This is a genomic window from Phyllobacterium sp. P30BS-XVII, assembly GCF_014138335.1.
Taxonomy (GTDB): Bacteria; Pseudomonadota; Alphaproteobacteria; order Rhizobiales; family Rhizobiaceae; genus Phyllobacterium; species Phyllobacterium meliloti.
Map to the genome: position 1 here is coordinate 369,522 of NZ_JACGXO010000003.1, position 24,057 is coordinate 393,578.

A 24,057-nucleotide genomic window follows, 5' to 3' on the forward strand; every position below is an offset into this window, starting at 1 on the left:
TATGGGCCGTGCTCCATTGAGCACGGCCCATACATTTGCCGCGCGAAGATATGAATGCCTATCCGCGCGCCTTGTCGAGAGCCCAGCTGCCCGGACCGGCGGCAGCCAGATAGAGGAAGACAAAGCAGAAGAGCACAGCGCTTTCACCGTGATTGACAATCGGATAGAAGCCCTGGGGTGCATGCGCCATCCAGTAGGCAACGGCCATTTCACCCGACAACAGGAATGCGATCGGACGCGTGAAAAGACCGAGAGCCAAAAGTATGCCACCGACAAATTCAAGGATTGCAGCCACGCCAATCAGCGACATCAGATTGGGAGCCGGGTCCATTGCCATGGGAAAACCAAACAGCTTGGACGTGCCATGCGCCACAAACAGCAATGCCGTTATGATGCGCAGGACAGAGAGAAGCCGGGGTGCCCATACCGTTTCAAGTTCAACTCGGGAGATCATGTTGCCTCGCTAAGAACGTTGGAGGCTGAAGAATGTCGGGCTTCAGGTTGAAATGCAATGCCAACCCGCCGATGGCGCGCACAATATACGCGCCATCAACACATCATGTGTTGAACACGGAAGTTGTGAGGCTCGACACCGGCCATTGCATGTCACTACCATGGAGAGCACCGAGCCTCGACTGACTGTAAACGATCCGGGGCACTTTCGTCTTTGGGGGACCAGGTTCAACAGATCGCACACTTACCATCAGCATGCTTACATTTATTGAATGGGCTATTCTGTCAACGGAATAGCGCAATGTACCCAGAAATGTCCGGTAAAGTTCGTGTGAGATTAACAGAGAAATACTGGTTAAAAGAACATATGTTTGCGAGCTGGAAGACCTGTACTTTGTTATGATAGTAAATCTCTACGTTCCGGGTCCAAATATCCCAACCATCATACAAAAAGTATAAGAATCGATATTTCCCGGGCATCACAGTCTTGTCCAAAGCATCTCCCAATTAAGCCGCAATCCGCCGTGAAACATAGGCATCGGATCAACGTTTGGGGGAATCCATGTATCGTTCGCCGCGTCTTCTCGTAACAGGTTTTGCTGCAGGCCTTGCCATGACCGCGCTGGCCTCGCCGGTTCTGGCGCAAAGCAATATCAAGGGCCAGCGCATCGAGGTTGCCTTCGTGCTCGACACAACAGGCTCCATGGCCGACCTTATCGATGGAGCCAAGCGCAAGATCTGGTCAATCGCCAACACGATTATCGACGTCAATCCCGATGCGGATATCCGCATGGCACTTGTTGCCTATCGCGACCGGGGCGACGAATATGTGGTCAAGTCCTTCGCCATGAGTTCCGATGTACAGGGGCTCTATGGCAAGTTGATCAAGCTCGAAGCTGATGGCGGCGGTGATACGCCAGAGTCCGTCAATGAGGCGCTGGATGAGTCCGTGCGCAAGCTGGAATGGACCAAGGGCGGCGATGCAAAACGCATTGTCTTTCTTGTTGGCGATGCCCCGCCGCATATGGATTACCCCAATGGCCCCCTGTACCCGAAGGTGCTGAAACGGGCGCAGGATGAGGCGATTACCGTCAATACAGTGCAGGCAGGTGACGACCCAGACACGACGAAAGTCTGGCGCGAAATCGCCCAGCTGGGACACGGCCGTTACATTGCCATTCCGCAGGATGGCGGACGCATCACTGTAATCGAGACGCCATTTGACGGCGACATCATCATCCTGCAACAGAAGATCGACAAGACTGTCATCCCCTATGGCAGCGGGGCGAAGCAGGCTGATTTGCGCACCAAGATGGAAACAAAGGCCATGGCTCCGGCCTCGGTGCAGGTCGACAATTCCCGCTATTATTCGAAAAAGGGTGGTTCGAAAGAGGTCGTTACCGGTGGCGGTGATCTGGTCGCGGATGTCAAGAACGGCACGCAGAAACTTGATGCACTCAAGGATGCGGAATTGCCGGAGAATCTGCGCGGCAAGTCCAATCAAGAGAAACAGGCTGTCCTCGATCAGCAATCGCAGGAACGCGGCAAGCTGGAAGAAAGCATGGCCGAACTGGTGAAGAAGCGCGATTCCTATGTCGCCGAACAGACGGCCAAGCAAGACAAGGACAAGGGCAGCGATTCCTTCGATATGGTGGTGAAGGAAACGCTGCGCACGCAGTTGAAATAACTCTTACGTCCGGTTGACCGAGACGCCGCCATCCACCAGCATGGCCGAGCCGGTGGTAAAGCTTGACGCATCAGAGGCAAGATAGAGTGCCGAGCGGGCTATCTCGATCGGCTGCGCCCGCCGTTTCAGGGCATGCAGCCCCTCAACAAAGGCCAGCTTTTCCGGCGTATCCACCCAGGCTTCAGCCAGAGCGGTCGCCGTTCCCCCCGGCAGCAGCGCGTTGACGCGGATGCCCTGTGGACCAAACTCCACCGCCAGTGTTTTCATCAAGCCAAGAAGCCCCGCCTTGCTGGCGGCATAGGCAGCTGTGCCGGGCATACCTGCTGTGTGGCCAACAAAGGTCGAGGTAAAAATCAGCGAGCCACCGCCACGCCGCTGCATGGCTGGCAACTGGTATTTTGCCGCGAGGAAAGCCGATGTCAGATTGACATCAACAGTGTTTTGCCAACCGGCAAGCGAGATGTCGGGCGTTGGCCCCATCTCACCATTGGTTCCGGCATTGTTAAACGCAATGTCCAGCCCGCCAAATTTCTCTTCGGCCAATTCCACCAGAGCTTTGGCACAGGTTTCATCGCTGACATCCCCAGCGAGCGCAATAGCCTTGCCGCCATCAAAGGTGATCTCGGCAACAAGCTTATCCAGCCCATTCTTATTACGGGCCGAGACAACGACGCTCGCGCCTTCGCGGGCAAAAAGCTTTGCCGTTTCGTAACCAATGCCGGAGCTTGCGCCGGTAATGATAGCGATTTTTCCATTCAAACTGTTCATTTTGCAGCCTCTGTGATCTCGGTGGGAAGGGCACGTTAAACATGCCCGCGGCGCAATGAATGGCCTTACCGGTTCCAAGCCGCCACCCGAAACCTGCCGCCCCTCTTGTTCGCCTCAACACGCCTTGACGGCCTCGGGCTTCACTCCCATAATTGCTTCATGCAACCAGAAACTCCCCGGCTCCGACTGCGCCAATGGCGTGCGGAAGATCGTGCGCCATTTTTTGCGCTCAACAGCGAACCTGAAGTCCAGCGCTATCTCATGCCCCTGACGCGTGAGGGTTCAGACGCCATGCTTGATCGCATTGACGCGCAGTTTGCTGAAAATGGCTGGGGCTTCTGGGCGCTTGAAGAGCGTCAGAGCGGAACGCTGATCGGCATGTGCGGACTTGCCCATATCCCATGGCAAGCGTCCTTTACCCCGGCAGTTGAAATCGGCTGGCGGCTTTCGACGCCATGGCACGGCAAGGGTCTGGCACGGGAAGCAGCAGAAGCCGCGCTTGCCTATGGCTTCCAGGTCTTGAAACTCGACCGTATCGTCAGTTTTACCACGCCCGCCAACACCGCCTCCTGGGGATTGATGCAACGGCTTGGCATGCAAAAGACGGGTGAATTCGACCATCCCAGCCTGCCAAAAGATCACCCGCTGTGCCGCCATGTGCTTTATGAAATAACCGCTCAGCAGGCAGGAGAATCGCGATGAGCAATGAACAAATCTGTCATGTGGCGGTCAGCCAGAAGAACGATACGAGCTGGTACTATGTGCTCGTTGTCGATGGGGAAGCCGGTCCGCAGATCGGTCCCTACAAGACAGAGCGGGAAGCCCAGACTGCCGGAGAAAAAGAGCTTGCCGATCTGGATCTGAGTGCGGATGAATAACTGACAGATATCGACGCTCCATCCAACAGCAAGGATTCCCATGTCTGACGCGCGCAACAACGATACCGGAACACCGGGTGTATGGGACGATTCACGTTCGCATAACTGGATTGCCTTGCAGGCACCGCTGGAGCGGATGCTTGCGCCGCTGGGCGAACAGGCAATCAAAGCTCTTGCACCACAAAGGGGCGAGCGCTTTCTGGATGTGGGCTGCGGCTGCGGTCATACTTCTCTGGCATTGGCCCATGCTGTCGGACCGGATGGCAGTGTAACGGGTGCTGACCTGTCTGCCTCCATGCTTGCTGCCGGTCGCAACCATGCGGCGGAGAAAGGCCTCGGCAATCTGCACTTCATCGAAGCCAATGCGCAGACACATAGCTTTGGCGCCGGTGAGTTTGACGGATTGTTTTCGCGTTTTGGCGTAATGTTCTTCGATGACCCTGTTGCGGCCTTCACCAATCTGGGCAAGGCGCTAAAGCCGGGTGGACGTCTTGCCTTTGTTTGCTGGCGTGACCGGCCCGAAGTCGAATGGTTTGAAATGCCAATTCAGATCGCCAGCAAACATGGCGTGCCTGCCCCGGATTTACCGGGAATCGGTCCGGGCGCCTTTTCGCTCGCCAATCCTGAACGCGTGCGCACGGTTCTCGGCGCGGCAGGCTTTACCGATATTGGCGTTACACCACTGGACCTCAGGACAGGTGGCGGTGATATCGACGAAGTGTTGAGCATTCTTCACATTGGTTTCGTCGGTGAGCACATCAAACAGTTCCCCGACAAGGCAGACGCCGCGTGGGAGGCCATACGGCAGAACCTTGAAGCTTACCGGACGCCGGATGGCGTTTTCGTTGGCACCGGGACATGGATTGTGACTGCCCGTCTGATGTAGGCAGCAAAGCGGCAGCTTTTGACATTGCCGCCGCTTTGAGCAAATTTCCTCTCCCCGCGATTCGAAAAGCAGACCGTCAGGTTTGATTCATCAACATCGCTGCCAAGGCATTGACCGCAGGCAGATATAGAAGGCTGACCCCATCCATGAAAAAGCCAATGCTCCTGTTCGCAATCCTTGCGCTGTCCCTGCAATCCGCATCGGCGATGGATACGAGGATGGAAGTCGGACTGGAAAAGCTTGATCCGCAGACCCGGCTGGAACAGCGCTGCGACGTCGAGGCTATGGAGCGCATCCGCAAGGACGAACATGACTACAATCCCGATAAGGTGCTTGCCTATGCCTTTGCTGATCCGAAGGTGGATGTACATTCGATCAAGTCGCGCGGCGCAGCCTTTCGCAGCCGAGGCGAATGGTATCATCTGGCATTCAAATGCATGACGAATGAAGACAATATGGAAATCGTCGCCTTCAAATACCGGATCGGCGACAAGGTTCCGAAAAATGAGTGGGGCCAGCACTATCTGGTTCCCTAAGCATATTCCTCCCGGTTCGACGGGTATCTGTCATGACGAACATTCCTGTTCTTGAAACAAGGCGGCTTATCTTGAAGCCGCTTGAGCTTTCGGATGCCAACGCCGTTCAGAAGAATTTCCCACAATGGGAGGTGGTAAAATACCTGAACGTAGCTGTGCCTTGGCCGTACCCCGAAGACGGCGCTTTGACCTACATACGCGATATTGCCTTGCCGGGCATTGCGGCAGGTAGCCAATGGCATTGGTCGATCCGCCGCAAAACTGCACCGGACGACCTGATCGGTCTCATCAGCTTGACCGATGGCGAAGAGGATAATCGAGGTTTCTGGCTTGCGCCTGCATGGCAGGGACAAGGTTTAATGTCCGAAGCATGCAACAGAGTTACGGATTATTGGTTCGACACACTTGGAAAAATGGTGCTGCGTGTACCAAAGGCGATCGCCAATACGGCCTCACGCCGAATTTCCAAACGCAGTGGTATGCGGGTAATTAAAACAGTGGAACGTGATTACGTCTCCGGTCGCCATCCTGCTGAAGTCTGGGAAATCACCGCTGAGGAATGGCGGAGTTATCGTCTCAAAGGCGAATGATAAATTCGTTTTGATTGCATGCAATGTTGGCGCAATGGGAATCACCGATGTTCTCTGGGTCCGGTGCGGATCAATGATCGCACCACATCCGGAGAGCCAACATGCCCAGTCTCTTTCGTATGCTCCTGCCCGCTGTGCTGCTTCTGAGTTTTGGCCCTGCCATGGCTTCCACTTCACCCGTGGCGGAAACGGTTCCGGCTGCCAACGGCTTCCATCCCAAGCCGCTGGTCCGCTTTGTGCAATATGACAATCCCTGCACCGATGGCCGTTACAACGACGGCAAACCGCGCAGCTGCCGTGAGCTTTTGCGCATGCTCGACCGGCGCGAGCGCCATCGGGAAAGGCGGGACGACTATCGCGAGAGACGCGAGCGTTACAACCCCTGCACTGACGGCAGGGTCAGCGATGGCAGGCCTCGTAGTTGCCGTGAAATAAAGCGCTGGTTGGGTGAACAGGACGATGAAGATGACTGGCGACGATACAAACGCTGGAAATAGCGTGGCGGGCGCGGAACAAACCGCACGCTGCACCGTTTCAATCGTCGCGACTGTTCGCAACGGAGGGAAGTAATATGGGAACTGCAGGTGTAGGCTGGATTGCTGCCATTATCATCGGTGGTCTGGCCGGATGGCTGGCCGAGATGTTCATGAAGAGCAATACCGGCATCATCATGAATATTATTCTAGGCATCGTTGGTGCGGTGCTTGCTAATGCCATCCTGTCGGTATTCGGCATTATTCTCTCAGGCTGGATCGGCTATCTCATCGCCGGTTTTGTCGGCGCCTGTATCCTGATTGCCGTCGGGCGCGCTGTCCGCCGATAGATTTATCTGCCGTGGCAGAGTATCTGCCCGGTCGTCGGAGCGACCGGGCAGTTCTCCCCACCCTAACCGTTGGCCGCTGCAATAATGCGGCAGATGGCAGTGCGCGTTGTGCCTTCGGGTGCGATCTGTCCTATCGCAACCATGAAAACCACATCAATCCGGCTTCCCTTGCCCGCCTTGCGCACGACGACACGCAATGTCTGCGGGCGGCCCGAACCAGTGACTTCCTGCTCGGCCGTGATTGCGCCAAGGCTCTTATTCACATCAATGCCGGAAAAACCTTCAGCAGCCACGGCTTGCGCGAGATTGCTCAACGCCGTCTTGGGGACGAGCTTCGGGAAAACCTGCCAGCTCTTGTAATTTATGGCAGTGATAAGCGGAATGCCTTCCGTCTTGAAATTACCTGCACACGTCTGTGCCTGCGCGGATGAGACGGCCAATGTTGCAAATGCGATGCCCGCAAGAAGTTTCCTGATCATGCAATCCCCTGTAGCAAATAGGGCCCGACGATGTCAGGGCCCCTACCCCTCGATGCACCCGGTGTGTTCTGGCTGGCATCCGCTTCAGTGCATAGCACTGGGTTGGCAAAATTCCACGGGTAAAAAATGCACTAGTGAATCATAATTGACCGTCAGTCCGCCGGAGCGTGCAACCTTGGCTGGCCCATTTTGAACCAGGCTTTGGCTATCTTGCCCTTATCGATTTCATAGATGGCAATAACATCCACCTCGCCGGGACCCTCAGGAAACGTGCGTGTAACGACTTCCTGATCGATGACCATCGTGCCGACAGCCATACGCTTCAGCAGTTTCCCCTGCAGATTTGGCTCCTTGAAACGGACGATATGCCGTTCGCGGATTTCTGCGGCGCCATTGGCGAGCAATTCATCGGGAAAAGCATAATATTGGCAATCACCGGCCCAAAACTGCATGAATGTGTCAATATCGCAGGCATTATAGGCTTCAAGCTGCCCCTGAACCGGTATGGTTGCATCAGTGCTGTCTATAGTTGAATTCATGTATTGCATCCTTATGCATGGCCGTTGCTTCGCGTGGCCGCAATCGGAGCCATCCCGCGCATTCGTTATTGCATTCATGCCAATGACACGATTGATTAGCTCGGTAAACATTTGACGGGGCAAGCATGAGTTTGTTGGCATGGACCGATGAACGCTGGTACACACTGCGCAGCGGATATCGCGACCTCTATAACCCGTCCGAGGCGCTTCAGGCACTCGAACAGGGCGATTTCACGCTGGCCTGGGATGAGCTTTGGAATAATCTGATTTACAAGCGGGATGTGGATACGGCTGCCTATGCTTCTGTTCCCGAGATTGTCCGGATTGCCTGGCAGTTGAAACTCGCCGACTGGAATGCCTTCGCGCTCATTGCAACAATCGAAGAAGCACGCCTCAACAATGATCGCAACCCACCTATCCCTGAATGGCTGATGGATGCCTATGAGCGGGCATGGATCGATATGGCCACGCTTGCGCTGCAAATCTATCCAAAAGCCGAAGATCCTGCACTGGTGACGAGCCTGTTGTCTGTTCTCGCTTTTGCCAAGGGGAAGACAGCTGTCGGAACCTATGCGGTTGGCTTGATCGAGGACGAACAGGCCCCGTTGCTGCATATTGATAGCGACGACAATTAGCATCTTGCCGGTCAGGCAGTATTTCCCATTCCATCATTCAGAACGGCATAAAAATAAGCCGCCATTAACCGGCTGATGGCACACTCTCTCATTGAAAAACATGAGGGACGTCCAATGCTTATTACCCGCCTGAGCAAAACCGCGTTCGTTGCGGCAATCGCTTTCTTCGCCACGCTCGTGGCTTTCGGCAATATCACTGATTACGGCTCCAACTTCGCTTTCGTCCAGCATGTGCTGCTGATGGATACGATATTCCCCGATGCAACCATCAAGTACCGTGCTATCAGCAGCCCGGCACTGCACAATGCATTCTACATTCTCATCATCGCCGCCGAGACCCTGACAGCTGTTCTGTGCTGGATTGGCGCTTTCAACATGATCGGCCGCGTTGGAGACAACGCCCGTGCGTTCAACCGTTCGAAGAAATGGGCCATTGGCGGCCTCGCGCTTGGCTTCCTTGTCTGGCAGGTGGCGTTTCTGTCCATTGGTGGGGAATGGTTCGGCATGTGGATGTCGTCAACATGGAACGGCATCGAATCGGCCTTCCGTTTCTTCATCACCATCATTGCGGTGCTGATCTTTGTAACGATGCCGGATAGTGAAACCACCGACTAACAAACCTAAAATTTTTGTAATGCCGGAACAGAGCGCCCGGCCTGTGTATTGTGTGATCGTCAATAGCTTAGAGGTACGACATGAAAAATCTGATCATTGCTACAACGATCGCCCTTACATCTCTGGTGGCGTTCAATGCACCATCCCAAGCCGCACCATTTACCGCAGTTCTGGCCGGCAATACCGCAACCGAAGTGCAGAATGTTGATTATCGGCCCGGCTACCGACACAGCCACCGCAAGTGGAATCGCAACTGCTTTGTCAGGACAGAACGGCACCGTGTTCATGGCCGTATCATCATCAAGAAAGTGCGCGTCTGCCGCTGAATCTTCGCAAAAAACAAATGCCCGGCAAATAATCCTGCCGGGCTTTTTTGCATTTCAGAGGCCTTTTATGTGGACAGTTGGCAGAGGAATTTGACCCCCGACCCGATTGCTGCCAAAAAACTACTTCACTGTTACGTCAACGTCACAATGGAGATGCTTGATGAGACACAAATGCCTTGTGATCGGCGTACTTGTCGTTCTGTTTGCCCTTCTGGGAACCCTCGCTCTGTTTTCCAGAAAAGATTCGAGGCCCGGCCAAATACCCGCACATTCGCTTCAGGACCCCTTGCGTGCGCCCTCCTGAGTCTGCAGCGCGCCCATCAAACACCCGCTTGAAATGGCTCGGATTTGGCATTCTCGTTGCCGCCCTGCCCTTGGCATTTTTTGGGGCCATACTGCCCATCAATGAATACAAGGCTCAGGGGATCGATGCTGTTGATTGCGACGGATCGCTTCAGGTGCTGCTCTTTGCAGCGCCGGCTTTGCTGATTTATGCGCTGGGTGCTTTTCTCAATGCACGATACCCGCGAAAGCCGCTGAATCTGGGTGTCGCGGTGATCTGTGCTTTGCTCGTCATCGCTGTCGGGCGCAATGTCATTGCATCCATAGAGGAACAGCGCCTGAATACAGCCCCGGAAACGTGTAGCAGCGGCCTGTGAGAATTGCCGGGAGACTTGCATTCCCCGGCTGAACGCGATTGGATCAATGTTCATCAATCAGGAGCGTAATAATTGGCATTCCAGTGCGATCTGCCCGCAATTCCCACCGTTCAGCAGGATGATGACGCCGTGCGCATAACCCGCTGGGATTTCCAGCCGGGCGCAGTGACTGGCTGGCACGAACATGGATGGCCCTATTTCGTTGTCATGCTCATGGATGGAACGCTGCGAATTCACAACGGAACTGATATCACCGATGTCCCGCTCGTGGCAGGACAATCCTATCAGCGCCCCTCCGGCATCCGGCATGATGTCATGAACGGCTCGCCCCATCCGATTGCCTTTGTTGAGATCGAGATCAAGAAGCCGGAGGCGCTCATCACCTAAGGAACTTTCACCGCTGCTGACTGGTTTATTGTCCTGGATGACGCCCTGTCTCAATGGGAGAAAGACATGAAAGTCGATGGTTCATGCCATTGCGGCAAGATCAAATTCGAAGCTGAAATAGACCCCAACAGCGTTACAATCTGCCACTGCACCGATTGCCAGAGACTGACTGGCACCGCCTTCCGGGTTTCGGTCCCTGCGGCGGCAAGCAGTCTGCATTTCATCACAGGCATGCCCAAAACCTACCGAAAAACCGCCGATAGCGGCAGGCAGCGCATGCAGGGATTTTGCGGCGATTGCGGCACTCCCATCTATTCTACAAGCACCGACGAACACCCGACTCATTATGGTCTGCGGGTAGGATCGCTGGCCCAGCGCAATGAGCTTGTGCCGCGAGCGGAGGTGTGGCTGCGTTCTGCCCTGCCCTGGCTCCCAGACATGCCTTGCGCAAAGTCCTATGAATGCGAGAGTTTCTAGCCATTGCCCGGAGTTATCCACAAGGTGGAATTTTCAAGGCTTGGCATGGCTGTCATTTGCCGTAAAATTGACACTCGCACTTCAATCAACACCAGGAGGACCAAGTGATCGATCCGTCTGATGTCAATCGCGACGCAGAAACAATCGTGCTCACCCTCGACGGCAATCTGGCTTCAACCGAGCATAAATACCCAAGCGTCGATCAGGCGTGCATGGCAATCCCTCAGCTCCGGGACATATCCGGGGTCTATATCAATGGCGATACGCCCGTAGATGCCACAGAATTTGTGCAACTCTGCAGAATACTCGACAAGGGGCCAGCTGTTCGCTCGTAACGACATACTGCCCGCTTGATGAATTCGCGCGGGCAGATAGATTGCCGGTCATGATTCCAGACCACAATCCTCTTCCCATCAATGACATCATTACCCCGCGCCTCGTGCTCCGGCTTATGGAAGGCGAAGATCTGTCGGCTTTGCTGGCTGGACAGATTGCGGACGTCGAACAACGATTGGGTGTCAGAATACCGGGTGAAGTGCTGGATCACGCAAGCTCATTTCGATTTGGTCTTGAGCAACTCGAAGCAGATCCGCTTTATCGGCCATGGTCATCGCGAGCGGTTATTCTGCCAGGCGAAAACAGAATGATCGGACATGTAAGGTTTCACACACGCCCCGACCCTGATTATCTTCGCAAATATGCCCGCAATGCCGTCGAGTTTGGTTACCGGATTTTTGGCAATGATCGCGGCAAAGGTTATGCATCCGAAGCGGTGGGAGCCATCATGGATTGGGCGCGGGATACACATGACATCAGCCAGTTCGTCTTATCCATCTCCCCCGACAATGTACCGTCGCTCGGGATCGCGCGAAAGTTCGGTTTCGTCAAAGTGGGCGAGGAAATGGACGACATTGACGGAATGGAGCATGTCTTTCTGCGTGTTGCGGGCTGAAACTCACCGTTACTGCACCATGCGGGACACGATTGATTACCAAAACAGTACAATTGTGACCATTAATCTGGCGCAATACGCTTGAATGCACTGGCAAGCGATGACGATTTAAGGAACCATTGAGCACTGAACTTGTTTGAAGAAACAAGATGACGTTCGCCGGGAGTAAACACGATGTCGATCAAGTCTTTTATCTTTGCAGCCATGATAGGAGCCTCAAGTTTGGCGCTCTCCGGATGCGTTGAAGGCAGTGGCGGTTATTACGAAGGATATAGCGGCTATGGTGGTTATGGCGGCTACAACGGCGGCTATTATGACTCCTATTATGATGGCCCGCGCTACGGCAGGCGCTATGACCGCCGCGATTGGCGCGACGGGAGACGATGGGATCGTCGTGACGACAGAAGATGGGATCGTCCGGGACGTCCCGAGAATCCGCGTCCGATCGTCAATCCCGGTCCACGGCCTGACCCCGGTCCACGGACTGATCCGCGGCCACGCCCGGTTATGCCGCCACGCACCGATCCAGGCCCAGCCCCGGATGGCGGCGGACGGATGCGCCCGCTTGGTGACACTAGCGGGTCTGATTCCGGTGGACGGATTATCATGCCCCGTCAGGGAGACAACCACTAACGCATAATGCAGTGCTGCCAGAAACTGACAACAGTAAGGCCTACGAATTTCCCCTGTGCGTCTGTGACGGATGCACAGGGAGTTATCGAGACGGACAATTTCAAACAATTTCCGATATTTCGGACAGGGTATCCGGCATAGGTATCACAGCGAGGAAACTATGATTGAAGCCTCGTGCCACTGCGGTGCCGTTCACCTTGAGCTGTCGGAACGGCCAAACGTCCTCCAATCCTGCAATTGTTCCATATGCCGCCGTGTCGGCGGTCCGTGGGCCTATTATCATCCCAAAGATGTGACTTTCACCAAGGGTGGAGGCACGACTGTCGCCTATATTCAGGGAGATCGCACGCTGGCGATGCACCATTGCCCGACCTGCGGCTGTGTGACCCACTGGGAAAGCACCGACAAGGAGAATGCGGACAGGATGGGCATCAATGCGGGCCTGATGAACCCGGCTGATATCAAGGGTATTCGCTTGCGGCACTTCGATGGCGCCGATACGTGGACCTTTCTGGACTAGCCCAATATCTCCACGCCACATATTTTGTTTTATTGCGTAGCAGCATAACACCCCGTAAAGTTGGTAGAAAATATCGGGCTGCGCATGGATTGCGTTATTTGAGCCTGAAAACCAACAATTACGCCGGTTTTCTGCCGAAATGATTTCATTCGACGGGAAAGCGGTGCGATTCGACCGGGAGTGAGCATGGACGCGTCTATACTCAAGGATACAGCCTTTGCGGCAACAAACCACGAGGGCTGGGTCAAACTGGCGCAGAAGGCCCTCAAGGGTGCCGATTTCAAGGAGACACTTGTCTCCCGGACTGACGATAATATTGCTATCCAGCCACTTTACGAGCGGCGTCGGAAAGCACAGCTGACTCCGCGCCGCAATCCGGCGCAGCCATGGCATATTGTGCAGCGCATCGACGATCCAGACCCAGTCCGCGCCAACAGACAACTTCTGGAAGATCTGGAAAACGGCGCAACCGGTATTTCACTGGTTTTCGAAGGCGCGCCCAATGCCTTTGGCTATGGTTTGCCTTCAACGCGCGAAGCTGTTGATCAGGTGCTGCGCGGTGTGCATCTGGAGATGATCCATCTGCGCATGGATGTGCATCCGAGGAGCCGTGCCTGCGCCGACTGGTTCGTCGATTATATGCGCCCGCGCAATGTTGATCCCAAGACAATGAGTTTTTCGCTGGGTATTGATCCGGCTGCCACACTGGCCGGAACGGGCCGCCTGCGCATGACGCTCGCCGCCCTGAAGGCTTCGCTGCCGCAATCGCTGGCTGGTTTCTTCTCCACCGATCTGCCGGGGATTGTGCTGGAAGCGGATGGGCGGGTCTATCACAATGCCGGTGCCACGGAGGCACAGGAACTCGGCGCCATGCTGTCCATTGCAGCCGGACACTTCCGCCTGTTCGAGGAAGCACGCCAGCCAATCGTTTACGCCGCGCCGCATATCGGTTTTTCCATCGCCGTTGATCAGGACCAGTTCCTGTCCATCGCCAAGCTGCGGGCATTGCGCCGCCTTTGGGCGCGGTTGCAGGAGGCTTGCGGCATCAGGCCATCCGAGGCAACCATCCACGCGGAAACCTCGTGGCGCATGATGACGAAGCTGGACTGTGAAACCAACACGCTGCGCACGACCATAGCGGCTTTTGCCGCGGCGGTCGGGGGTGCCGACTCACTTGCTATTCTGCCCCATACCATTACCCACGGCCTGCCCGACCAGTTTGCCCGCCGTCTTGCACGTAACACCCAGCTTGTGCTTGCCGATGAAAGCAATCTTGCCTTTGTTGCCGATCCCGGCTGTGGTTCAGGTGCTATCGAAGCCCTGACCGAAGCGCTCTGCGAAGCCGCATGGAAGGAATTCCAGATGCTGGAAAAGGAAGGCGGTATCCTGCAAAGCCTCGTCGAAGACCGGTTCCAGCAACGCATTATTGCGGCGCGCGAGGAACGGAGCCGGGACTATCGTTCCGGCAAACGTGCCATCATCGGAACGACACTTTTTCCGGCGAAACAGGAACGGCCCGTGACGGTGCTCAATGCGCCCCACATGCCCTTGCCGACGGATGGCGTGGTTCATTGCGAGCCGCTTACCTTCCCGCGTATTGATCAAACATTGCAGGCGTCCGAATAATGCGCGTTCCAGATTTTACCGAGATCAATTGGCAAGAGCCTAAATCTGCGCCCCGCAAACCGGAAGCCGGAGTGTGGAAAACGCCCGAGGGTATTCGTGTCAAACGCGCCTATGGTGACGCGGCGCTGAAAAGCCTGCCGCATCTGGATACATTTCCGGGTTCTGCGCCGTTCATTCGCGGCCCCTACCCGACCATGTACGTTCAGCAGCCGTGGACGATCCGCCAATATGCGGGGTTTTCCACTGCCGAAGAATCCAATGCGTTTTACCGGCGCAATCTGGCGGCTGGTCAAAAGGGCCTTTCCGTCGCCTTCGATCTTGCAACGCACCGGGGTTATGACAGCGACCATCCGCGTGTGGCTGGTGATGTCGGCATGGCGGGTGTTGCCATCGATTCCATTCTCGATATGCAGCAGCTATTCGACGGTATTCCGCTCGGCGAAATGACCGTTTCCATGACCATGAATGGCGCGGTACTGCCCATTCTGGCGCTCTATATTGTTGCCGCAGAAGAACAAGGCGTCGACCAGAAGCTGCTCGCCGGAACCATTCAGAATGATATTCTGAAAGAGTTCATGGTGCGCAACACCTATATTTACCCGCCACAGCCTTCGATGCGGATCATTTCGGACATTTTCTCCTATACCTCGCAGAACATGCCGAAATTCAACTCCATCTCCATTTCCGGCTATCACATGCAGGAAGCCGGAGCGACGGCTGATCTTGAGCTAGCCTATACCATCGCCGACGGCATCGAATATGCCCGCGCCGGTGTCGCTGCCGGGCTTGATATCGATACATTCGCGCCACGCCTTTCCTTCTTCTGGGCCATCGGCATGAACTTTTTCATGGAAGTGGCCAAGATGCGCGCCGCGCGCCTGCTCTGGGCCGTGCTTTTGAAGAAGAACTTCAACCCCAAGGACGAGCGCTCCCTGTCGCTGCGTACTCACTCGCAGACATCGGGCTGGTCGCTCACCGCGCAGGACCCTTACAACAACATAATGCGCACCATGATCGAAGCCATGGCGTCGACGCAGGGGCATACCCAGTCGCTGCACACCAATTCCTTCGACGAGGCGCTGGCGCTGCCGACTGACCATTCGGCCCGTATCGCGCGTAACACACAGCTGATCCTGCAAAAGGAATCCGGCACCACAAGGATTATCGATCCATGGGGCGGTTCCGCCTATGTGGAGCGCCTGACCCATGATCTTGCTACCCGCGCGCTCGCCCATATCGAGGAAATCGAGACACTGGGCGGCATGGCAAAGGCTATCGAACAGGGAATTCCCAAACTGCGCATTGAAGCCGCAGCAGCAAGAACGCAGGCGCGCATCGATAGTGGCCAGCAACCGGTGGTCGGGGTCAATTCCTATCGTCCGGTTGAGGATGTCAAAATCGATGTTCTGAAAATTGATAATGCGGAAGTGCGGGCGCGGCAGCTTTCCAAGCTGCAACAGCTCAAGGGCACCCGTGACGTATCAGCCCTGGAAAGTGCGCTGACGACGCTCACCAGCGCAGCAAAATCCGGCACCGGCAATCTGCTCGATTTTGCCATCAAGGCTGCACGCGCGCGCGCAACAGTTGGCGAGATATCCCTGGCGCTGGAAAAGGCCTATGGCCGCCATGTTGCCGATATCCGCACCATATCCGGCGTCTACCGCAAGGAAATCGGCAAGAGCGCGGTTGTCGACCGGGTTCAGGCCAAGGCTGCCGCCTATGAAAAACGGACAGGCGAAAAACCGCGCATTCTTGTCGCCAAGATGGGTCAGGACGGCCATGATCGCGGCCAGAAGGTGATCGCAACGGCCTTTGGCGATCTCGGCTTTGACGTCATTGTCGGCGCGATGTTCCAGACACCCGATGAAGTGGCTGATCTCGCCATCGAGAGCAATGTTGATATTGTCGGTGTATCCTCACTGGCGGCTGGACATCTCACCCTTGTTCCCGAGCTGAAAGAGGCGCTCGGCCGCCGTGAGCACGACGATATCCTGATCATTGTTGGCGGCGTCATTCCACCTCAGGATTTCGATGCCGTGCTCAAGGCTGGTGCAGCAGCGATTTTTCCGCCGGGCACGGTGATTGGCGAAGCCGCAGAAAAGCTGATCGATACCTTGCTGGATTCATTGTGACATGATCGTTTTATATACACTCGAGGAAGACCATCTTCTCGCCCGCCCCGCCAAGGTGGGCGATACCTTGCCTGAAAATACGGTCTGGATTGATCTGCTCAATCCGACCCATGACGAAGATATCCAGACAGAGACCTGGACCAAGACCACCATTCCCACCCGCGAAGACATGGTGGAAATCGAGGAATCCAGCCGGTTCTATACGGAAAATGGCGGACAGTATCTGACAGCGCCGATCCTCTATTTCACCGAGCACAAACACCACGCCATCAGCCCCGTTTCCTTCATCCTGACGGGCTCGTTTCTGGTGACTGTACGTTATGCTGAACCGAAGGCATTCAGCCTTTATGTGAGCCGCGCCACGAAACCCGGCAATGGCCTCATCAATGAAAAATGCAGTGGCGTGACCATTCTGCTCGGCATTGTCGAAGCGGTGACGGACCGGATCGCCGATATTCTTGAAGGCGTCGCCTCCGATATCGACCAGAATTCCCATACGATTTTCCGTCGCAATGACACTGACAAGCCAATGACGACGAAGAATTTCCGTGACAGCCTTACCCGCATTGGCGGTCAGGGCGCGTTTCTCTCGAAGGTAAGGGAAAGCATTGCCGGTGTGAGCCGCCTGCTTGTCTATCTCGCCGCGATCACCGAGCAGAACAGCTACAAGAAAGAGACAAAGGCCTGGATCAAGTCGCTGGAGCGCGACACGCAATCGCTCAGCACCTATGTCGACTTCCTCTCCAACAAGATCACCTTTCTGCTCGATACGGTTGTTGGCCTCATTTCCATCGAACAGAATGCCATCATCAAGATCTTCTCCGTCGCCGCCGTCGCCTTCATGCCACCAACGCTGGTCGCCTCGATCTACGGTATGAACTTTGCCTTCATGCCCGAACTCAAGGAGGCTTGGGGCTATCCCATGGCCATCGGCATGATGATCGCCTCGGCCGTCATCCCGCTTTTGATCTTCCGAAAAAAGGGCTGGCTCTAAGACGAAGTGATGAGATCAATGGCCTTGATGAGCGTCCTGACAGATGTTGTAATCTGCTTACGACACTGGGGTACGGATCATGTGTGTTACGCTGATACAGATTGGAGACGAAGTAGGCTTTATCTTTCCAGATGGGATACTAGAGCGCTACAATCTCAAAACCGGTGACGAGCTTGAACTTATCGTGACTGACTACGGGTTTGAACTTATACCGATCCGCAAGGCCTCTGAAAGCTGTTCTAAATAAACGCGTTAGCCCGCGTTCCTGCCATACCGATTCACGTTACGGTGCCGTATTGATCGCGGTGATTTCCCATTCATGGGTATTCAGCACAAAGCTGTCGCCAATTGATTTGCCAAACATCAGTTGCGCCATGGGTGAGACATGGGAAATCTTGCCATGGCTGGCGTCGGCTTCGTCCTCACCGACAATGGCCCAGACCTGGCTCTTCTCGTTCTCGTCAATGATCGTGACAGTCATACCGAAGCGCACGACCTTGCTGGCGGGATCGGGATGCGACACCTCCGCAGTCTCGCGGCGGGCTGTCCAATAGCGCAGGTCACGCGATGCCCGCGCAATCAGGTCGCGGTCAGCCTCGGCGTTACCCTTGGCAAGGTCCTCATGTGAAGCGGCGATTTCTGCATCGATCAGCGCAAGACCGTTTTCGGTCACAAGATTCCGGTGCGGACTGATGGGACGCTCGCCCAGATCAATCGAGGAATTGCTGTCATCTTCCTTCGTGAAAGCTCTGCTCATCGGGTAAAGGTATGCCTTGCCTGCCCCTGCTGCAAGTGCCATCAATCGGATGGTCAGAGGGCTGGTCTGTCTTGACTGGTTTGAACGCCGATCGTGAGGAAAAGTCCGTGATCAACAGACGTCTTGTCTTTGGTGCAATGACCGGATTGGGTGCGGCAACATTGTTGCCCGCACGCGCTTTTGCTGCGCCTTCGGCAGGACTGAAACCCGGCTCACCCGATGATCAGGGAAAAGCGCTGAACGCACTTTTGCAGAAGGCGAGTCATACTGGCGAACAGATATTCCTGCCGCCGGGAACCTATATTGTTTCAGGTGTCGATCTTCCTTCGCGCGCCAATCTTGCGGGCATTCCCGGTGCAACACGGCTCGTCCATGGCGGTGCAGGTTCTTTCCTCAATGCCAGCAATGCCAATCAGGTCCGGCTGGGCGGGCTTGTCATCGATGGTGCAAGCCAACCACTTAGCGGCAAAGCGCTGGTCGATTGCACCAATGTGTCCGAACTCGTCATCGATGATTGCGATTTCACTGCTTCCAGCAAAAATGCCTTAGCGCTGTACGGGTGCGGTGGCAGTATCCGCAACAGCCGTTTCAGCGAGGCCAAAGATGCGGGTATTTTTGCCTCGCAATCCGGTGGACTGGAGATAGCTGCGAACCATGTTCATGATTGCGGCAATGGCGGGATTCTGGTGTTTCGCGATGCGCAGGGGCCGGATGGAACAATCGTCACCAACAATCGCGTCGAGCACATCCGGGCGGATGGTGGCGGCACTGGCCAGAATGGCAATGGCATCAATGTGTTTCGCGCTGGCAATGTGCTGGTTGCCAATAATGTTCTCAACAAATGCGCCTTTTCCGCCGTCCGCGCCAATGCCGGAAACAATGTGCAGATCATAGGCAATAACTGCCGTAACAGCGGCGAGATGGCACTTTACTCGGAGTTTGCCTTCGAAGGAGCGGTCATTTCAAACAACATCATCGATGGCGCGGCCAGCGGCATTTCCATGGTCAATTTCGATGGCGGCGGGCGCATGGGCACCTGCACCGGCAATGTGGTGCGCAACCTCACCGCAATCGGCCCTTATCCCGCCGATGCACCGGGCTTTGGTATTGGCATCAGCGTTGAGGCAGATATTTCCGTAACCGCCAATGTTATCGAAAACGCGGCGCTTTATGGCATCAAGCTTGGCTGGGGGCCCTATCTGCGCAATGTGGTGGCGACGGGAAACGTCATCCGGCAGGCAGGCACAGGCATTTATGTCAGCGTGGTCGAGGGGGTTGGTTCTGCCATTGTCACTGACAATATCATTGAAAAGGCACCACGCGGCGGCATTGTCGGCCATCGCTGGATGGATGCAGTAACAGGCGACCTTGCGAGGCAAAATGCCAGTGGTAATAGTCGCCTGATCGTTGAGCGTAATATTCTTAGTTGATATCGGCTTCCGTCAGAGTATCGGCGGGGCTGACAACACCATAGGTGATGCCGTTCCAGTTGCGCATTTCCCGGTCGGCAAACCGGTCGAGTTTTGATTCCAGTTCCGCATCATTGCGGAAAATCCTGGAAAGAACCGATGCGATCATTGCTTCGGATGCGCGAGTAGCGCCGTCATCGCATTTCAGAGCAATGCCAAGACCGAACTCCGGCAGGGCGGCGACAAACACGCCTTCCGCGCCGGTTTTAACGAAAATCCGCCCCGGTGCCATTTCCATCAGGCGGGTGCAGGCGCGGTTGGTACCCGCGACGTAATAGGGCGCGGCCATGGTGGCATCGAGCAGACGCTTGGCAGCCTTGGCACGCACCGGCGGCAGGCCGGTGCCGGTTGCCATGCGGGCAAAGCCATGGGCAAGGCTTTTGAGCGGAATGGCATAGGTCGGGATCGAACAGCCATCGGTACCGCAATGATCGAGCGAATGGACCGCCCCGGTCACGCTCTCCATGGCCTCGCACACCATATTCTGCGACTGCGAGCCAAGGGATGAATAGCCCGAGGTCGGGATACCCAAATGCACGCAGGTACACAGAAAGCCGGAATGCTTGCCGGAGCAGTTATTGTGCAGTGCTGTCGGCTCCTGCCCGCTTCTGGCAAGGGCAATCAGCACCGCCTGATCCGATGACCAATGCGCACCGCATTCCAGCGCCGAACCATCAAGCCCAGCCCGACCAAGCATATCGGCAGCCTTTTTTACATGCAGCGGTTCGCCTGAATGGGAAGCGCAGGCCATCGCCAATTCCTCATCACCAAAGCCATAGGCATCCGCAGCACCGCTTTCCACCAGCGGCAGCGCCTGTATTGCCTTGATTGCCGAACGGGGAAAAGTCGGACGTTCAATATCGCCGACGGAATAGACAATCTTGCCATCACCATCAGTGACAACGATAGCCCCGCGATGGCGGCTTTCAACTGTTTCACCGCGAAAAACTTCAACCAGAACAGGATTGCTCATGACGTCCACCATTGAACAGGAAATTGACCGAAATCGGCCCGAATCGATGGTCTTATAGGATGCTCTGTTTCCCTTTCCAATGGAGAAAGCTGCTTGCGCAAATTATTCATCCGTCTGGCACTTGCGATCGTCGTTCTTTTCATTTTTCCCTCGCTCGTTGCTATCGGCTGGTGGATGACACAGCCCCATGATGATAATTGGCGTGTGGCGGACTGGAGTTCCAGCGGGGTGCTGCCTGCCAAGCCAATGGTTGATGATGCAGCCATCTACGTTCTTGCCGCCCGCACTGGCGGACTAAAAGGTGCCTTGTCCCTGCATTCATGGCTTGTGTTGAAAAAGCCGGGAGCGGCCTCCTATGATCGTTATGATGTTGTTGGGTGGGGAACACCTGTTCGCAAGAATGCTTATGATTATGATGGGCGCTGGTACTCGAACACGCCTGTCATTGTGGGCGAAATCCACGGGGAACAGGCGGCGGCTCTGATACCTCATATCGAGAAAACGATTGATACTTATCCTTATGCGAAACCTGGAAACTATGTGATTTGGCCCGGTCCCAATTCAAACAGCTTCGTTGCGCATGTCCTGCGCGCCAATCCGCAAACGGGAATGATGTTGCCCTCCAACGCCGTTGGCCGCGATTTTCCAACCGAGGGACGGCTGCTGTCCATTGACGATGACTGGAAAAACCTGCGCCTGAGCCTCTTTGGGTATCTCGGTGTTGCAGCGGGCACCAGCAGCGGATTCGAGATTCAATTCATGGGCTTGGTCGCAGGATTTGATATCCGGAATCCGGGTCTTAAAGTGCCGGGCTTCGGCACTCTCAGCCTCTAGGCCGCTGGCTTTTCCCATTCCATGATCAGGAAATAGGGCACGCGGCGGTAGCGGTCGGCTTTATCAGGATCCCCGCCATACGGGGCGGGTTCGGCAAAGTGACGCAGGGTGAGGCCTTGGCTGAGCAGCAGTGACATATAAGTGCTCAAGGGGCGGTGCCAATTTTGGATGCGAATGCCGCGCCATTCCACCCAGTCGACGCGCTCTTCCAGATAATGATCGACATAGAAGCGTGGGTCGCCATTGATATCCGGCTGCCAACCAGCGGGTTGTCCCGCCGTGTTGAAGCTGTTGAGATTGGCAATCAAAAGGGTACCGCCCGGCGCGAGCACGCGGGTCATTTCGGCAATGGCTTTGCGCAGATAGGGAATGTCGATAAGGCTGAGATAGCTTACGACCAGATCGAAGGAGGCATCGGGAAATTCCAGCGCCTCCGCATAGCCGAAGCGATAGTCCCCCTGCGGGTCTCGGGCCAGTGCCTGTTCCAGCAGTTCCTCGGTGGGGTCAATGCCTGTTGATTTAATCCCGAGGTCTTTGAGGATGCGGCAGAAGCGGCCTTCGCCGCAGCCGACATCAAGGGCGTTTTTAAAGCCGCGACCGCTGATGCGTTCCAGCATGGGCCGGTCGAGGACATAGACACGGCCATAATCGCCATCATCAGCCTGTTCGGCGATCCAGGCGGAGGCCGATTCTTTCCATCCGTTCGACATGACGTTCCCCTCTGCCGGAGAAAGATGATTCAATTCATGGATTTATGATGTGCTTTTGAAACAAAGAATCCGGGACTTCAAGTCCCGGATTGAAAACGGCTACTAAGGCTAATGCCTATTTGATGCGTTCGAGGATCGACACGTAGTTGGCAACCGCAGCGCCGCCCATGTTGAAGATACCGGCAAGCTTGGCATCCGGCACCTGAATGCCACCCGCTTCACCTGTCAGCTGCATGGATGAGAGCACATGCATGGAAACGCCGCTGGCGCCAATGGGGTGGCCCTTGGCTTTCAGACCGCCGGATGGATTAACAGGCAGACGCCCACCCATGGCTGTCTGGCCTTCAAGTGCAACCTTGGCACCCTCACCCGGCTTGGCCAGGCCCATCGCTTCATACTCAATGAGTTCGGCAATGGTGAAGCAGTCATGGGTTTCGACAAAGGACAGATCGTCAATCGTCACGCCCGCCTGATCCAGCGCACGCTTCCAGCCTTCGGAGCAGCCTTCAAACAAAAGGATGTCGCGCTTAGAGATGGGCAGGAAATCCTGCACATGTTGAGCCGCGCGGAATGCAACAGCGCGCTTCATCTTCAACGCAGTCTGTGTATCGGTCAGCACCAGCGCCGCCGCACCATCAGAGACGAGCGAGCAATCCGTGCGTTTCAGCGGTCCGGCAACGAAGGGGTTCTTTTCGCTTTCCTGACGGCAGAATTCATAGCCCAGATCCTTGCGCATCTGTGCATAGGGGTTGTTGACGCCGTTCTTGTGGTTTTTGGCGGCAATCGTCGCCAGGGCATCGGACTGGTCGCCATATTTCTGGAAATAGGCCGCCGCAATCTGTCCGAACACACCGGCAAAACCAGCAGGAATATCGCCCTCTTCCGGTAGGTAGGAGGCTTTGAGCAGGTTCTTGCCAATCTCGGGTCCGGGGGTCGATGTCATCTTCTCGACACCCACGACCAGTACAACCCTCGCAGCACCGGCGCGAATGGTCTTGATACCCTGATGCACAGCCGCCGAACCGGTAGCGCAGGCATTTTCCACCCGTGTGGCGGGCTTGAAGCGGAAGGCATCACTGGCCTGCAGCACGAGGCTGGCGGTGAAATCCTGCGGCGAGAACCCGGCATTGAAATGACCCAGCACAATCTCGTCCACATCCTGCGGGCCGATACCCGCATGATCAAGCGCAGCAACCGCCGCCTTGACGATGAGGCTTTCGACGCTCTCGCCTTCCAGTTTTCCGAAAGGCAGATGCGACCATCCAACGATACAGGCTGTCATGTCATTCCTCCAAAATGTCATTCTTGTTGAGGTAAGCATGAACCCCCTGTGCTTCAAGGTAAAGGGGTTTGTTGCAGTGCAATACCGAGATGGTGTGTTTGGCAATTATCGTGCTGGTGGGGAGGGTGAGGAGAGTCGTTTATTGCTTTGTCAGCTTTGTAGCTGGTGGGATGAACGTGGTTCGTGGTTCGTGGTTCGACAAGCTCACCATGAGGGAGAGTGGGGATGCAAGGATAATCGCAGAGATTGCAGATTACTAAGGCAGGATACCAACCAGGCAGACCTTGGCACCCTGCACCCTGCACCCACCCCTCTCCCTCATGGTGAGCTTGTCGAACCACGAACCACGCAGCGGTGGTGTTCACCCCCTACCACCACAAACTTTTTTATTGATTGATCAGTCAATCAAGAATAATATTTTCTCCGAACGAGGTAAT

General features: G+C 55.5%; 31 protein-coding genes. 23 read left to right on the forward strand and 8 right to left on the reverse strand.

What is annotated here, in order from left to right; all coding sequences use genetic code 11:
* Window positions 1-58: 58 nt before the first annotated feature.
* A complete protein-coding gene (locus tag FHW17_RS11010) occupies window positions 59-454 on the reverse strand; it encodes a DoxX family protein (protein WP_112527753.1) in 396 nt (131 codons plus the stop codon).
* 561 nt (window positions 455-1,015) lie between these two features.
* Here FHW17_RS11010 and FHW17_RS11015 point away from each other — a divergent pair.
* Window positions 1,016-2,140: a vWA domain-containing protein gene (locus FHW17_RS11015; RefSeq protein ID WP_113096570.1), complete on the forward strand. Its 1,125-nt coding sequence runs from the start codon at window positions 1,016-1,018 to the stop codon at window positions 2,138-2,140.
* Between the two features lie 3 nt (window positions 2,141-2,143).
* On the opposite strand, the gene FHW17_RS11020 is transcribed toward FHW17_RS11015, so the two are convergent.
* Window positions 2,144-2,908, reverse strand: coding sequence for an SDR family oxidoreductase (locus FHW17_RS11020; RefSeq protein WP_182509837.1), 765 nt, complete (start codon window positions 2,906-2,908; stop codon window positions 2,144-2,146).
* 159 nt (window positions 2,909-3,067) lie between these two features.
* Between FHW17_RS11020 and FHW17_RS11025 the strand changes: the two genes are divergently transcribed.
* The 7 genes from FHW17_RS11025 to FHW17_RS11055 all read left to right on the forward strand — a co-directional run bounded on the left by FHW17_RS11025 (window position 3,068) and on the right by FHW17_RS11055 (window position 6,621).
* Window positions 3,068-3,610: a GNAT family N-acetyltransferase gene (locus FHW17_RS11025; protein ID WP_182509838.1), complete on the forward strand. Its 543-nt coding sequence runs from the start codon at window positions 3,068-3,070 to the stop codon at window positions 3,608-3,610.
* Window positions 3,607-3,786: a hypothetical protein gene (locus tag FHW17_RS11030; RefSeq protein ID WP_182509839.1), complete on the forward strand. Its 180-nt coding sequence runs from the start codon at window positions 3,607-3,609 to the stop codon at window positions 3,784-3,786. Before FHW17_RS11025 ends, FHW17_RS11030 begins: the two co-directional genes overlap by 4 nt.
* Window positions 3,787-3,826: 40 nt before the next feature.
* On the forward strand, window positions 3,827-4,672 hold the full coding sequence (locus FHW17_RS11035; RefSeq protein WP_112527743.1) for a methyltransferase domain-containing protein: 846 nt from the start codon (window positions 3,827-3,829) through the stop codon (window positions 4,670-4,672).
* A gap of 158 nt (window positions 4,673-4,830) precedes the next feature.
* Window positions 4,831-5,208 carry a DUF930 domain-containing protein gene (locus FHW17_RS11040; protein ID WP_182509840.1) on the forward strand — a complete coding sequence of 126 codons (378 nt, stop codon included), beginning with the start codon at window positions 4,831-4,833 and terminating at the stop codon, window positions 5,206-5,208.
* Between the two features lie 32 nt (window positions 5,209-5,240).
* Complete coding sequence (locus FHW17_RS11045; protein ID WP_182509841.1) at window positions 5,241-5,798, forward strand: GNAT family N-acetyltransferase; 558 nt, start codon at window positions 5,241-5,243, stop codon at window positions 5,796-5,798.
* 101 nt (window positions 5,799-5,899) lie between these two features.
* Window positions 5,900-6,295, forward strand: a complete 396-nt coding sequence (locus tag FHW17_RS11050) for a hypothetical protein (RefSeq protein ID WP_182509842.1) — start codon at window positions 5,900-5,902, stop codon at window positions 6,293-6,295.
* A gap of 74 nt (window positions 6,296-6,369) precedes the next feature.
* Entirely contained in the window at window positions 6,370-6,621 is a 252-nt protein-coding gene (locus FHW17_RS11055) for a GlsB/YeaQ/YmgE family stress response membrane protein (protein ID WP_091880665.1), read from the forward strand.
* Between the two features lie 62 nt (window positions 6,622-6,683).
* Here the strand turns inward: FHW17_RS11055 and FHW17_RS11060 are convergent, their stop codons facing one another.
* Both FHW17_RS11060 and FHW17_RS11065 read right to left on the reverse strand, forming a co-directional pair.
* Window positions 6,684-7,100 carry a hypothetical protein gene (locus tag FHW17_RS11060; RefSeq protein WP_112527737.1) on the reverse strand — a complete coding sequence of 139 codons (417 nt, stop codon included), beginning with the start codon at window positions 7,098-7,100 and terminating at the stop codon, window positions 6,684-6,686.
* 152 nt (window positions 7,101-7,252) lie between these two features.
* The gene (locus FHW17_RS11065) at window positions 7,253-7,639 is read right to left on the reverse strand and encodes a nuclear transport factor 2 family protein (RefSeq protein WP_113096565.1); all 387 of its coding nucleotides are present in this window, start codon (window positions 7,637-7,639) and stop codon (window positions 7,253-7,255) included.
* Window positions 7,640-7,764: 125 nt separating this feature from the next.
* Here FHW17_RS11065 and FHW17_RS11070 point away from each other — a divergent pair, with 125 nt between their 5' ends.
* From FHW17_RS11070 to corA, 13 genes are all read left to right on the forward strand, one after another.
* Window positions 7,765-8,274, forward strand: coding sequence for a hypothetical protein (locus FHW17_RS11070; protein WP_182509843.1), 510 nt, complete (start codon window positions 7,765-7,767; stop codon window positions 8,272-8,274).
* A gap of 114 nt (window positions 8,275-8,388) precedes the next feature.
* Complete coding sequence (locus FHW17_RS11075) at window positions 8,389-8,889, forward strand: DUF2165 domain-containing protein (protein WP_182509844.1); 501 nt, start codon at window positions 8,389-8,391, stop codon at window positions 8,887-8,889.
* 80 nt (window positions 8,890-8,969) lie between these two features.
* Window positions 8,970-9,215, forward strand: coding sequence for a hypothetical protein (locus tag FHW17_RS11080; protein ID WP_112527729.1), 246 nt, complete (start codon window positions 8,970-8,972; stop codon window positions 9,213-9,215).
* 290 nt (window positions 9,216-9,505) lie between these two features.
* Entirely contained in the window at window positions 9,506-9,874 is a 369-nt protein-coding gene (locus FHW17_RS11085) for a hypothetical protein (RefSeq protein ID WP_348643723.1), read from the forward strand.
* 72 nt (window positions 9,875-9,946) lie between these two features.
* A complete protein-coding gene (locus FHW17_RS11090) occupies window positions 9,947-10,261 on the forward strand; it encodes a cupin domain-containing protein (protein ID WP_112527725.1) in 315 nt (104 codons plus the stop codon).
* A 66-nt stretch (window positions 10,262-10,327) separates the two neighbouring features.
* Window positions 10,328-10,738: a GFA family protein gene (locus FHW17_RS11095; RefSeq protein ID WP_182509845.1), complete on the forward strand. Its 411-nt coding sequence runs from the start codon at window positions 10,328-10,330 to the stop codon at window positions 10,736-10,738.
* Between the two features lie 104 nt (window positions 10,739-10,842).
* Window positions 10,843-11,073 carry a hypothetical protein gene (locus tag FHW17_RS11100; protein ID WP_091880676.1) on the forward strand — a complete coding sequence of 77 codons (231 nt, stop codon included), beginning with the start codon at window positions 10,843-10,845 and terminating at the stop codon, window positions 11,071-11,073.
* Between the two features lie 50 nt (window positions 11,074-11,123).
* Window positions 11,124-11,690 (forward strand): GNAT family protein, encoded by a 567-nt coding sequence (locus tag FHW17_RS11105; protein ID WP_182509846.1) that lies wholly within the window; start codon window positions 11,124-11,126, stop codon window positions 11,688-11,690.
* 174 nt (window positions 11,691-11,864) lie between these two features.
* The gene (locus tag FHW17_RS11110; RefSeq protein ID WP_182509847.1) at window positions 11,865-12,323 is read left to right on the forward strand and encodes a hypothetical protein; all 459 of its coding nucleotides are present in this window, start codon (window positions 11,865-11,867) and stop codon (window positions 12,321-12,323) included.
* A 160-nt stretch (window positions 12,324-12,483) separates the two neighbouring features.
* Window positions 12,484-12,843 (forward strand): GFA family protein, encoded by a 360-nt coding sequence (locus tag FHW17_RS11115; protein ID WP_182509848.1) that lies wholly within the window; start codon window positions 12,484-12,486, stop codon window positions 12,841-12,843.
* 186 nt (window positions 12,844-13,029) lie between these two features.
* Window positions 13,030-14,469, forward strand: coding sequence for a methylmalonyl-CoA mutase subunit beta (locus FHW17_RS11120; protein ID WP_182509849.1), 1,440 nt, complete (start codon window positions 13,030-13,032; stop codon window positions 14,467-14,469).
* On the forward strand, window positions 14,469-16,601 hold the full coding sequence (gene scpA, locus FHW17_RS11125) for a methylmalonyl-CoA mutase (RefSeq protein ID WP_182509850.1): 2,133 nt from the start codon (window positions 14,469-14,471) through the stop codon (window positions 16,599-16,601). The genes FHW17_RS11120 and scpA overlap by 1 nt, the downstream gene beginning before the upstream one ends.
* A gap of 1 nt (window position 16,602) precedes the next feature.
* Entirely contained in the window at window positions 16,603-17,595 is a 993-nt protein-coding gene (gene corA, locus FHW17_RS11130) for a magnesium/cobalt transporter CorA (RefSeq protein ID WP_182509851.1), read from the forward strand.
* A 283-nt stretch (window positions 17,596-17,878) separates the two neighbouring features.
* On the opposite strand, the gene FHW17_RS11135 is transcribed toward corA, so the two are convergent.
* On the reverse strand, window positions 17,879-18,352 hold the full coding sequence (locus tag FHW17_RS11135) for a GreA/GreB family elongation factor (protein ID WP_182509852.1): 474 nt from the start codon (window positions 18,350-18,352) through the stop codon (window positions 17,879-17,881).
* A 107-nt stretch (window positions 18,353-18,459) separates the two neighbouring features.
* Here FHW17_RS11135 and FHW17_RS11140 point away from each other — a divergent pair, with 107 nt between their 5' ends.
* Window positions 18,460-19,782, forward strand: a complete 1,323-nt coding sequence (locus tag FHW17_RS11140; protein ID WP_348643724.1) for a TIGR03808 family TAT-translocated repetitive protein — start codon at window positions 18,460-18,462, stop codon at window positions 19,780-19,782.
* On the opposite strand, the gene FHW17_RS11145 is transcribed toward FHW17_RS11140, so the two are convergent.
* Complete coding sequence (locus FHW17_RS11145; RefSeq protein ID WP_182509853.1) at window positions 19,775-20,806, reverse strand: asparaginase; 1,032 nt, start codon at window positions 20,804-20,806, stop codon at window positions 19,775-19,777. The two genes, FHW17_RS11140 and FHW17_RS11145, sit on opposite strands and share 8 nt — an antisense overlap.
* A gap of 81 nt (window positions 20,807-20,887) precedes the next feature.
* Here FHW17_RS11145 and FHW17_RS11150 point away from each other — a divergent pair, with 81 nt between their 5' ends.
* Window positions 20,888-21,628 (forward strand): DUF3750 domain-containing protein, encoded by a 741-nt coding sequence (locus FHW17_RS11150; protein ID WP_246706794.1) that lies wholly within the window; start codon window positions 20,888-20,890, stop codon window positions 21,626-21,628.
* Here the strand turns inward: FHW17_RS11150 and FHW17_RS11155 are convergent.
* Together FHW17_RS11155 and FHW17_RS11160 are read right to left on the reverse strand one after the other, a co-directional pair.
* Window positions 21,625-22,338, reverse strand: a complete 714-nt coding sequence (locus tag FHW17_RS11155) for a class I SAM-dependent methyltransferase (RefSeq protein WP_182509854.1) — start codon at window positions 22,336-22,338, stop codon at window positions 21,625-21,627. The genes FHW17_RS11150 and FHW17_RS11155 overlap by 4 nt on opposite strands.
* 115 nt (window positions 22,339-22,453) lie before the next feature.
* Complete coding sequence (locus tag FHW17_RS11160; protein ID WP_113096554.1) at window positions 22,454-23,620, reverse strand: acetyl-CoA acetyltransferase; 1,167 nt, start codon at window positions 23,618-23,620, stop codon at window positions 22,454-22,456.
* Window positions 23,621-24,057: the final 437 nt, after the last annotated feature.

Excerpts from the sequence above, each read along its gene's own strand:
- FHW17_RS11010 (WP_112527753.1), bottom strand. The coding sequence starts at position 454 with ATGATCTCCCGAGTTGAACTTGAAACGGTATGGGCACCCCGGCTTCTC.
- FHW17_RS11015 (WP_113096570.1), top strand. The coding sequence starts at position 1,016 with ATGTATCGTTCGCCGCGTCTTCTCGTAACAGGTTTTGCTGCAGGCCTT.
- FHW17_RS11020 (WP_182509837.1), bottom strand. The coding sequence starts at position 2,908 with ATGAACAGTTTGAATGGAAAAATCGCTATCATTACCGGCGCAAGCTCC.
- FHW17_RS11025 (WP_182509838.1), top strand. The coding sequence starts at position 3,068 with ATGCAACCAGAAACTCCCCGGCTCCGACTGCGCCAATGGCGTGCGGAA.
- FHW17_RS11030 (WP_182509839.1), top strand. The coding sequence starts at position 3,607 with ATGAGCAATGAACAAATCTGTCATGTGGCGGTCAGCCAGAAGAACGAT.
- FHW17_RS11035 (WP_112527743.1), top strand. The coding sequence starts at position 3,827 with ATGTCTGACGCGCGCAACAACGATACCGGAACACCGGGTGTATGGGAC.
- FHW17_RS11040 (WP_182509840.1), top strand. The coding sequence starts at position 4,831 with ATGCTCCTGTTCGCAATCCTTGCGCTGTCCCTGCAATCCGCATCGGCG.
- FHW17_RS11045 (WP_182509841.1), top strand. The coding sequence starts at position 5,241 with ATGACGAACATTCCTGTTCTTGAAACAAGGCGGCTTATCTTGAAGCCG.
- FHW17_RS11050 (WP_182509842.1), top strand. The coding sequence starts at position 5,900 with ATGCCCAGTCTCTTTCGTATGCTCCTGCCCGCTGTGCTGCTTCTGAGT.
- FHW17_RS11055 (WP_091880665.1), top strand. The coding sequence starts at position 6,370 with ATGGGAACTGCAGGTGTAGGCTGGATTGCTGCCATTATCATCGGTGGT.
- FHW17_RS11060 (WP_112527737.1), bottom strand. The coding sequence starts at position 7,100 with ATGATCAGGAAACTTCTTGCGGGCATCGCATTTGCAACATTGGCCGTC.
- FHW17_RS11065 (WP_113096565.1), bottom strand. The coding sequence starts at position 7,639 with ATGAATTCAACTATAGACAGCACTGATGCAACCATACCGGTTCAGGGG.
- FHW17_RS11070 (WP_182509843.1), top strand. The coding sequence starts at position 7,765 with ATGAGTTTGTTGGCATGGACCGATGAACGCTGGTACACACTGCGCAGC.
- FHW17_RS11075 (WP_182509844.1), top strand. The coding sequence starts at position 8,389 with ATGCTTATTACCCGCCTGAGCAAAACCGCGTTCGTTGCGGCAATCGCT.
- FHW17_RS11080 (WP_112527729.1), top strand. The coding sequence starts at position 8,970 with ATGAAAAATCTGATCATTGCTACAACGATCGCCCTTACATCTCTGGTG.
- FHW17_RS11095 (WP_182509845.1), top strand. The coding sequence starts at position 10,328 with ATGAAAGTCGATGGTTCATGCCATTGCGGCAAGATCAAATTCGAAGCT.
- FHW17_RS11105 (WP_182509846.1), top strand. The coding sequence starts at position 11,124 with ATGATTCCAGACCACAATCCTCTTCCCATCAATGACATCATTACCCCG.
- FHW17_RS11110 (WP_182509847.1), top strand. The coding sequence starts at position 11,865 with ATGTCGATCAAGTCTTTTATCTTTGCAGCCATGATAGGAGCCTCAAGT.
- FHW17_RS11115 (WP_182509848.1), top strand. The coding sequence starts at position 12,484 with ATGATTGAAGCCTCGTGCCACTGCGGTGCCGTTCACCTTGAGCTGTCG.
- FHW17_RS11120 (WP_182509849.1), top strand. The coding sequence starts at position 13,030 with ATGGACGCGTCTATACTCAAGGATACAGCCTTTGCGGCAACAAACCAC.
- scpA (WP_182509850.1), top strand. The coding sequence starts at position 14,469 with ATGCGCGTTCCAGATTTTACCGAGATCAATTGGCAAGAGCCTAAATCT.
- corA (WP_182509851.1), top strand. The coding sequence starts at position 16,603 with ATGATCGTTTTATATACACTCGAGGAAGACCATCTTCTCGCCCGCCCC.
- FHW17_RS11135 (WP_182509852.1), bottom strand. The coding sequence starts at position 18,352 with ATGAGCAGAGCTTTCACGAAGGAAGATGACAGCAATTCCTCGATTGAT.
- FHW17_RS11145 (WP_182509853.1), bottom strand. The coding sequence starts at position 20,806 with ATGGTGGACGTCATGAGCAATCCTGTTCTGGTTGAAGTTTTTCGCGGT.
- FHW17_RS11155 (WP_182509854.1), bottom strand. The coding sequence starts at position 22,338 with ATGTCGAACGGATGGAAAGAATCGGCCTCCGCCTGGATCGCCGAACAG.
- FHW17_RS11160 (WP_113096554.1), bottom strand. The coding sequence starts at position 23,620 with ATGACAGCCTGTATCGTTGGATGGTCGCATCTGCCTTTCGGAAAACTG.